Source organism: Vibrio sp. 2096 (assembly GCF_033339595.1).
GTDB classification, from domain to species: domain Bacteria; phylum Pseudomonadota; class Gammaproteobacteria; order Enterobacterales; family Vibrionaceae; genus Vibrio; species Vibrio alginolyticus.
On record NZ_JAWOUX010000045.1, the window covers coordinates 1 to 2165 of the forward strand.

Annotated in this window: 3 protein-coding genes; all 3 read left to right on the top strand. The window is 54.9% G+C overall.

The window, feature by feature from the left end:
• Positions 1-406 precede the first annotated feature (406 nt).
• Positions 407-1222 (top strand): sulfonamide-resistant dihydropteroate synthase Sul2, encoded by an 816-nt coding sequence (gene sul2, locus R7Q41_RS23845; RefSeq protein WP_001043260.1) that lies wholly within the window; start codon positions 407-409, stop codon positions 1220-1222.
• Between the two features lie 60 nt (positions 1223-1282).
• On the top strand, positions 1283-2086 hold the full coding sequence (gene aph(3'')-Ib / locus R7Q41_RS23850) for an aminoglycoside O-phosphotransferase APH(3'')-Ib (RefSeq protein WP_077202330.1): 804 nt from the start codon (positions 1283-1285) through the stop codon (positions 2084-2086).
• A partial coding sequence (locus tag R7Q41_RS23855; protein WP_219564665.1) for an aminoglycoside phosphotransferase family protein occupies positions 2086-2165 on the top strand: 80 nt, incomplete at its 3' end. The genes aph(3'')-Ib and R7Q41_RS23855, both read left to right, overlap by 1 nt.

The window sequence follows — 2165 nt, forward strand, 5'->3', positions numbered from 1 at the left end:
CCACCTCCGCAGCCATTTATTGGTGTGGTCTACAGAGGATTAAGTCTTTTTAGAGGGGAAAATCCCTAGAACCCCATCTCCAAACATATCAAGCGTGTCTGTATCCCACTCTATTGTAAACAAGACATTTTTATCTTTTATATTCAATGGCTTATTTTCCTGCTAATTGGTAATACCATGAAAAATACCATGCTCAGAAAAGGCTTAACAATATTTTGAAAAATTGCCTACTGAGCGCTGCCGCACAGCTCCATAGGCCGCTTTCCTGGCTTTGCTTCCAGATGTATGCTATTCTGCTCCTGCAGCTAATGGATCACCGCAAACAGGTTACTCGCCTGGGGATTCCCTTTCGACCCGAGCATCCGTATGAGACTCATGCTCGATTATTATTATTATAGAAGCCCCCATGAATAAATCGCTCATCATTTTCGGCATCGTCAACATAACCTCGGACAGTTTCTCCGATGGAGGCCGGTATCTGGCGCCAGACGCAGCCATTGCGCAGGCGCGTAAGCTGATGGCCGAGGGGGCAGATGTGATCGACCTCGGTCCGGCATCCAGCAATCCCGACGCCGCGCCTGTTTCGTCCGACACAGAAATCGCGCGTATCGCGCCGGTGCTGGACGCGCTCAAGGCAGATGGCATTCCCGTCTCGCTCGACAGTTATCAACCCGCGACGCAAGCCTATGCCTTGTCGCGTGGTGTAGCCTATCTCAATGATATTCGCGGTTTTCCAGACGCTGCGTTCTATCCGCAATTGGCGAAATCATCTGCCAAACTCGTCGTTATGCATTCGGTGCAAGACGGGCAGGCAGATCGGCGCGAGGCACCCGCTGGCGACATCATGGATCACATTGCGGCGTTCTTTGACGCGCGCATCGCGGCGCTGACGGGTGCCGGTATCAAACGCAACCGCCTTGTCCTTGATCCCGGCATGGGGTTTTTTCTGGGGGCTGCTCCCGAAACCTCGCTCTCGGTGCTGGCGCGGTTCGATGAATTGCGGCTGCGCTTCGATTTGCCGGTGCTTCTGTCTGTTTCGCGCAAATCCTTTCTGCGCGCGCTCACAGGCCGTGGTCCGGGGGATGTCGGGGCCGCGACACTCGCTGCAGAGCTTGCCGCCGCCGCAGGTGGAGCTGACTTCATCCGCACACACGAGCCGCGCCCCTTGCGCGACGGGCTGGCGGTATTGGCGGCGCTGAAAGAAACCGCAAGAATTCGTTAACTGCACATTCGGGATATTTCTCTATATTCGCGCTTCATCAGAAAACTGAAGGAACCTCCATTGAATCGAACTAATATTTTTTTTGGTGAATCGCATTCTGACTGGTTGCCTGTCAGAGGCGGAGAATCTGGTGATTTTGTTTTTCGACGTGGTGACGGGCATGCCTTCGCGAAAATCGCACCTGCTTCCTGCCGCGGTGAGCTCGCTGGAGAGCGTGACCGCCTCATTTGGCTCAAAGGTCGAGGTGTGGCTTGCCCCGAGGTGATCAACTGGCAGGAGGAACAGGAGGGTGCATGCTTGGTGATAACGGCAATTCCGGGAGTACCGGCGGCTGATCTGTCTGGAGCGGATTTGCTCAAAGCGTGGCCGTCAATGGGGCAGCAACTTGGCGCTGTTCACAGCCTATCGGTTGATCAATGTCCGTTTGAGCGCAGGCTGTCGCGAATGTTCGGACGCGCCGTTGATGTGGTGTCCCGCAATGCCGTCAATCCCGACTTCTTACCGGACGAGGACAAGAGTACGCCGCAGCTCGATCTTTTGGCTCGTGTCGAACGAGAGCTACCGGTGCGGCTCGACCAAGAGCGCACCGATATGGTTGTTTGCCATGGTGATCCCTGCATGCCGAACTTCATGGTGGACCCTAAAACTCTTCAATGCACGGGTCTGATCGACCTTGGGCGGCTCGGAACAGCAGATCGCTATGCCGATTTGGCACTCATGATTGCTAACGCCGAAGAGAACTGGGCAGCGCCAGATGAAGCAGAGCGCGCCTTCGCTGTCCTATTCAATGTATTGGGGATCGAAGCCCCCGACCGCGAACGCCTTGCCTTCTATCTGCGATTGGACCCTCTGACTTGGGGTTGATGTTCATGCCGCCTGTTTTTCCTGCTCATTGGCACGTTTCGCAACCTGTTCTCATTGCGGACACCTTTTCCAGCCTCGT